General features: G+C 70.4%; 6 protein-coding genes. 3 read left to right on the forward strand and 3 right to left on the reverse strand.

The annotated features are described in order from the left end of the window. The 3 genes from AX737_RS02090 to AX737_RS02100 all read left to right on the forward strand — a co-directional run. Positions 1-479 (forward strand): NAD-dependent epimerase/dehydratase family protein (locus AX737_RS02090; protein ID WP_156453482.1); only part of this gene is annotated, 479 nt, incomplete at its 5' end. Between the two features lie 4 nt (positions 480-483). Next, complete coding sequence (locus tag AX737_RS02095; RefSeq protein WP_066918626.1) at positions 484-1,260, forward strand: hypothetical protein; 777 nt, start codon at positions 484-486, stop codon at positions 1,258-1,260. A 338-nt stretch (positions 1,261-1,598) separates the two neighbouring features. After that, the gene (locus AX737_RS02100) at positions 1,599-1,880 is read left to right on the forward strand and encodes a hypothetical protein (RefSeq protein ID WP_156453483.1); all 282 of its coding nucleotides are present in this window, start codon (positions 1,599-1,601) and stop codon (positions 1,878-1,880) included. 13 nt (positions 1,881-1,893) lie between these two features. Here the strand turns inward: AX737_RS02100 and AX737_RS02105 are convergent, their stop codons facing one another. The 3 genes from AX737_RS02105 to AX737_RS02115 all read right to left on the reverse strand — a co-directional run bounded on the left by AX737_RS02105 (position 1,894) and on the right by AX737_RS02115 (position 5,886). Next, positions 1,894-2,988, reverse strand: coding sequence for a glycosyltransferase (locus tag AX737_RS02105; protein ID WP_066918630.1), 1,095 nt, complete (start codon positions 2,986-2,988; stop codon positions 1,894-1,896). A gap of 7 nt (positions 2,989-2,995) precedes the next feature. Then, complete coding sequence (locus tag AX737_RS02110) at positions 2,996-4,318, reverse strand: polysaccharide biosynthesis protein GumE (protein ID WP_156453484.1); 1,323 nt, start codon at positions 4,316-4,318, stop codon at positions 2,996-2,998. A 65-nt stretch (positions 4,319-4,383) separates the two neighbouring features. Further along, on the reverse strand, positions 4,384-5,886 hold the full coding sequence (locus tag AX737_RS02115) for a phosphomannomutase/phosphoglucomutase (protein ID WP_066918634.1): 1,503 nt from the start codon (positions 5,884-5,886) through the stop codon (positions 4,384-4,386). Positions 5,887-5,894: the final 8 nt, after the last annotated feature.

The raw sequence follows: 5,894 nt of genomic DNA on the forward strand, positions 1-5,894 counted from the left end.
GGCGCCAGCACGGCATGCCCGTGAAGGTGGTGCGCATCTTCAACACCTACGGGCCGCGCATGCACCCCAACGACGGGCGCGTGGTCTCGAACCTGATCGTGCAGGCGCTCAGGGGCGAACCGATCACCCTCTACGGGGAGGGCACGCAGACGCGCTCGTTCTGCTACGTGGACGACCTCGTCGAGGGCCTGATCCGGATGATGGAGACGGGCCCCGCGGTGACGGGGCCGGTCAACCTCGGCAATCCGGGGGAGTTCACCATCCGGGAATTGGCCGACCTCGTGCGCGAGCTGACAGGTTCGACCTCGGAGATCGTGCACCGGCCGCTGCCGCCCGACGACCCGCGCCAGCGCCGGCCCGATATCGCGCAGGCGGAGGAACTGCTCGGCTGGGCGCCGACCATCCCCCTGCGCGAGGGGCTCGCCCGCACGATCGATTATTTCCGCACGGTGCTGTCGCACAAACCGGTCGGGGCTTGAGCGCATGCCCGACATCATCGTCCTGAGGCCCTCGCCGGACTGGCCGCGCTTCGACCTCTGCGAATCCCGCGCCTTCCTGTCCGGGGTCGGCTTCGATCCGGATCTGGTGATCGACTTCGCGGCGGTCTGGGACCGGACCTTCACGCGCGACTACCGTTCCGTCCGCGAGGCCGTGAAGCAGCTCGCTCTCGCGAGTTACCGGGCGGTGGCGGGGGCGACGCTCGTGCCGCTCGCCGCCTTCGTGCCCGGATCCTGCGCCCCGGGGGACCGCATCCTCTTCGCGGACGACGACGACTGGCTCAGCCCAGGCCTGTTCGGTGCCCTGCCGGCACCCGGGCCCGAGACGGGTCCGGACGGCTACCGCTGGGGATCCCTGCGAATCGGCCTCGATTTCGATCCGACCGCGCCGGGCGCGCCGTTCTGTGCGGCACGCCCGCTCGGGGAGATCGTCTACACCAACAATTACGCGCTGTCCGGGCGCGGTCTCGTCCGGGCCGGCGTTGCGGGCGCGGGCGAGCACACGGCCGCGCAGCGCACCTTCGGTGCGGCGGATTTCCAGGTCGAGGACTGTCCGCTCTACCTGTCCTGCGCGGTCAAGCACCCGTGCAGCACGGTCGCCGTGCGAGCCCAGATGGCGGCCGGGTTCCGAGAGGCGCCGGAGCGGTTCCTGGAGCGGTTCCAGCGGGCTCTTGAGGAGGCCGTCGTCCCGCCGGAGGGCTCCTGGGTCGCGCCGCGCCTCGAGGCGCTGCGGACCCTGTTCGCCGACATCCGCTCGCGTTGACGGGGGCGGTCCGGCGGATGGGCCGACGGATGGGCCGACGGATGCGTGGGGCGTCCGTCCTCGGCGCTTCCGCGATCCCGCGCCCTCGCCGTCCACGGGAGCCCGTCGCGGCGGGACACCCGGTCGGCGTGCTCCGCGCGGACCGGGCTCGACGGGCGGGCGTCGTGTTGGCGCTCGGTCGGGTTTCGTGCTACTTTCTTACAGGTGGTGTTGTGGAGGTTCTCTCAAGCATTCCGTAAGCCTTTCGGCAAGCAGGAGCGCTTCCGTCCCGTGCGGTTGCACGGTCGAGAAACAAGAACGTCTTATTCGTTGCCGCGGCTCGGCTGCTGGGGGTGTTGATGCTGCTGTTTCTCGTCGTCGTGGCAGCCGCCGGCGCGCTCCTGGCCTATGCGATTGCCTGGGTTCCGGTTCTTTTGCTCGGCATCCTGCTGTTCCTCGCCGTCCTGATCTACACCGTGCCGACGGACGGCGTCCTCGTCGCGCTCGGCTGCGGGGCCCTCGCGGTGACGATCCTTCAGGTCAGCTACGCCGTCGCCGGCTTCCTGCTCAACAGGCCGGAGCGCGCCGCCGCGCCGTCGGGCGTCTTCCGCCGCACCAAGCACGTCCACTCGAAGGACTAGCCGGCCGGCCCGCTCATTCCCCCGCCAGCCGCGCGGGCGCCGGCGTGCCGACGGGCTTGAGCGCGGCGAGGCGTTCCTCCAGGAAGGCCAGGACGGCGTCGCGGTCGCCCGCGGCCTGCCGGTTCCACCGGGCGATGTTCGCCGCGGCCTGCGCGGCGCTGCGCGCCCGCCAGCCCGGCTCGGCGAGGCGCCCCGCGACCGCGCGCGCCGCGCCGTCCGGGTCGGCGATGTCGACGAGCAGGCCGGACGTGCCCAGAACCTCGCGGAACACCGGCTTGTCGGGCGCGACCACGAGGAGGCCCGCGAACTGCATCTCCAGGAGCGGGAGGCCGAGGCCCTCGTCGTGGGAGCTGCACAGGAACAGGTCGAACGTATCGATGACCCGGCGCGCGGCGTCGTCGTCGAGAAAACCTCGCAGCCGGACGTGGGGCATCTCCCGCAGGCGCGCGGCGTCCTCGCCCCAGCCGCTGCGGCCGATGATGTGCAGCTCCACCCTCCGCCCGAGCGCGCGCGCGAGATGCTCGCACAGGCGCGCCGCGCCGACGAAGTTCTTGCGCGGCTCGATCGTTCCCATCGCGCCGACCACGAGCGGCCGGTCCTCCGCGTCCGCGCGCGGATGGGCGGCGAGGCCGAACACGTTCCGGATCCCCGGCCGGTAGGGCAGGACCGTCGCGTCCGGCCGCACGGCGGCGCGCAGCGCCTCGGCGGTGGTCTCGGAATTCGCCAGGAAGTAGCGCAGCCGCGCCAGCGCCGCCCGGAAGGGCCCGACCATGTAGAGCTTCGCCGAGCGGTTGAGTTCGTCGGTCCGGGTCAGCAGGAAGAGGTCGTGGACGTAGAAGACCGTCCGCTCCGGCAGCCGCGTCATCACGGGCGAGGGCGGGTAGCCGGAGAACAGCCAGAGCTTGTCCCTGTGGGCGAGCGCCGCGGCCGGGATCGCCAGCCTCTGGTTCAGCATCATCGAGGGGCGGCTGCCCGAGGCGTCCCATCCGGCAACCGGCAGCGGCGCGAGCGCGGCCTCCGAGAACAGTTCCTCGGTGATGCGCTCGATGCCGGAGGCGCGGCGTCCGAGATGGGTTCGATCGACGACGAGGGCGGGTCCTGGAATCATGCTGAGCCTACCGCAGGAGGGGCCGCGCCGGCAGGCGGGCGCGGCCGGGCGCCGGCGGGGCCTGCCCGATCTCGATGATGCCCTTCACCAGCCACAGGAGCGCGGCCGTCTTGATGCTCAGGAAGCCGTAGCTGACCAGCGAGTTGAAGCAGACATAGAGACAGAGCGCGTGGTTGAAGCAGATCTGCTCGCGGGTCGCGTACCGGGAGCAGCACGAGCAGAAGAGCCAGAACAGGGCCAGCCCGAAGATGGATTGCGTCGTGATGATGTAGCCGACGCCGCTGTCGACCGCCTTGTCGATGAACGCCTCCGACAGGCCGAGGAATTCCGAGACGTCGTAGGATTCGAGCAGGTCGGTCGTCCAGACCACCCGGCCCAGGAAGTCGTCGTTGCCGCGGGCCGGATCGACGATGTGCACGAACACGAAGGCCGCCAGCAGGATGCCCGGGAGGTAGAGCGCGGGCAGGTAGCGCGACCAGCGCCGCCAGAACACGCAGACGAACAGCGTCGCGAAGAAGGTCACGAAGGCGAGGCGGCCGTCGCAGGCGACGATGAGGAACAGGTTGGTCGAGAGCAGGTAGGCCCGGCTCTTCCAGCCGAGGCTGCGCCAGAGCGCGAACAGGTAGGCCGACGCGATGATGCAGTAGGTGCCCAGCGAGACCGGCTCGAGGAAGACCGAGGACACGCGGTGGCTCGCCATCACGGCGTCGGCGATGCTCAGGAAACGCGCGTTCGGGCGCGTCGCGCTGACGAAGAGGTCCGAATCCGAGTTCCAGAAATCCGCTTCCGTCAGGCCGCGGGTGGCGATGAAGTAGTCCTTGACGTGGAACAGGCTCGAGTACAGGTCCGTCCGGAAGGCCTCCAGGGCCCCGATCGTGAAGACGATCGTGTGCCCGATAAGGACGTAGCGGTTGAGGTAGCGCCGATCGGTGCACAGGCCGAGCATGAAGAAGGTCGGCGCGATCAGGAGGTCGCGGAAGTACTTCACGCTGGTCGCCGGATCCACGATCGCGCTGCGCAGGATCATGAACAGGAACAGCCAGACGATGAACGCCACCGCGAGGTTCATCTCGCGCCGGTGATGCAGCAGCGCGACGAGGAGGCAGCCGAGCGTCAGCGCGCCCTCGAGGGCGATCACCACGGCGGGCGTCAGCGGTCGGACGTTGCCGTTCACGAAGGCGAGCGCGGCGTTGAAGGTGAGCGCGGTCAGCATCAGCCAGTACGGCAGATGCAGGAGGCGCGTCCCCGCGGCGGCCGTCGCGCGCCCGGCCGGCACCGCGGACCAGATCGGACCGGCCAAACCTGCGGGGATCGGGGAGGCGGACGACATCTCGGGCTCCTCGTGGAATGGTCGCGCCGCCCCCCAGGGGGCGGCGCGCGGTCGGTCCGGCAGCCCTAGATGGTCTGGTTGTAGGCGCCGACCTCTGGGTTCTGGCGCAGGACGGCGTCGACGGCCTCGAACATGGCGCGCAGGCGCGCCTCCGAGACCGGGCTCTCGACGACCACCACCAGCTCGGGCTTGTTGGAGGAGGCGCGCACCAAACCCCAGGTGCCGTCCTCGGCCGTCACCCGCACGCCGTTGACGGTGACGAGGTCCACGATCCTCTGCCCCGCCACCGGCTCGCCCGCCGCCTGCAGCGCCCGGAAGCGCGCGGTCACCTTGTCCACCACGCCGTACTTCGCCTCGTCGGCGCAGTGGGGCGACATGGTCGGCGAGCCCCAGGTCTGCGGCAGCGCCCGGTAGAGCTCGGCCATGGAGCGGCCGGGGTTGCGGTCGAGCATCTCCAGCACCGCGATCGCGGTGAGCAGCCCGTCGTCGTAGCCCCGCCCGATCGGTTCGTTGAAGAAGAAGTGGCCCGACTTCTCGAACCCGGCCAGCGCGGAGAGTTCGTTGACCCGCCGCTTGATGTAGGAGTGGCCCGTCTTCCAGTAGTCGGTCCGCGCTCCGACCCGCTGCAGCTCGGGGTCGCTGGCGTAGAGGCCGGTGGACTTCACGTCCACCACGAAGGTCGCGTCCGGATGCAGCCGGCCGAGGTCGCGCGCCAGCATCACGCCGATCTTGTCGGCGAAGATCTCGTGGCCCTCCTCGTCGACCACGCCGCAGCGGTCGCCGTCGCCGTCGAAGCCGAGCCCGACATCGGCGCCGGTCTCCTTCACGGCCTCGGCGATGGCGTGCAGCATGGCCATGTCCTCGGGGTTGGGGTTGTAGCGCGGGAAGGTCCAGTCGGGGGCGACATCCAGCGGCACCACCTCGACGCCGAGGGACTCGAGCAGGCGGGGCGCGAAGGCGCCGGCGGTGCCGTTGCCGCAGGCGGCGACCACCTTGAGCTTGCGGGTGAGGGGCTTGGCGCGGCTCTTCAGGTCGGCCAGGTAGGTCTCGGCGAAGTCGGGCACGTATTCGTAGGCGCCGCCGCTGCGGTACTGGAAGGCGCCGGTGAGCACGATCTCTTTCAGCCGGCCCATCTCGTCGGGGCCGAAGGTCATGGGGCGCTCGGCGCCCATCTTCACGCCGGTCCAGCCGTTGTCGTTGTGGGAGGCGGTGACCATGGCCACGCAGGGGCAGTCGAGGGCGAACTGTCCGAAATAGGCCATGGGGGAGAGGGCCAGCCCGATGTCCTTCACGCGCAGGCCGGCGGCCTGCATGCCGGCGATGAGGGCGAGCTTGATGGAGGAGGAGTAGGCGCGGAAGTCGTGGCCGGTGACGATGTCGGGGCGCACGCCGCGCTCGTGCACGAGGGTGCCGATCCCCAGCCCGAGCGCCTGGACGCCCATCAGGTTGATCTCGTCGGGAAACAGCCAGCGCGCGTCGTACTCGCGAAAGCCGGTCGGCTTGACCAGGGGCGCCTGCTCGAACCCGAACGTGTTGGGCAAAAGCGCAGCTTGCGGCGTCGGAAACATCGCGGGTC

This window comes from Methylobacterium sp. CCH5-D2 (assembly GCF_001556475.1).
In the GTDB taxonomy this organism is placed as follows: Bacteria; Pseudomonadota; Alphaproteobacteria; order Rhizobiales; family Beijerinckiaceae; genus Methylobacterium; species Methylobacterium hispanicum.

Excerpts from the sequence above, each read along its gene's own strand:
- AX737_RS02095 (WP_066918626.1), top strand. The coding sequence starts at position 484 with ATGCCCGACATCATCGTCCTGAGGCCCTCGCCGGACTGGCCGCGCTTC.
- AX737_RS02100 (WP_156453483.1), top strand. The coding sequence starts at position 1,599 with ATGCTGCTGTTTCTCGTCGTCGTGGCAGCCGCCGGCGCGCTCCTGGCC.
- AX737_RS02105 (WP_066918630.1), bottom strand. The coding sequence starts at position 2,988 with ATGATTCCAGGACCCGCCCTCGTCGTCGATCGAACCCATCTCGGACGC.
- AX737_RS02110 (WP_156453484.1), bottom strand. The coding sequence starts at position 4,318 with ATGTCGTCCGCCTCCCCGATCCCCGCAGGTTTGGCCGGTCCGATCTGG.
- AX737_RS02115 (WP_066918634.1), bottom strand. The coding sequence starts at position 5,886 with ATGTTTCCGACGCCGCAAGCTGCGCTTTTGCCCAACACGTTCGGGTTC.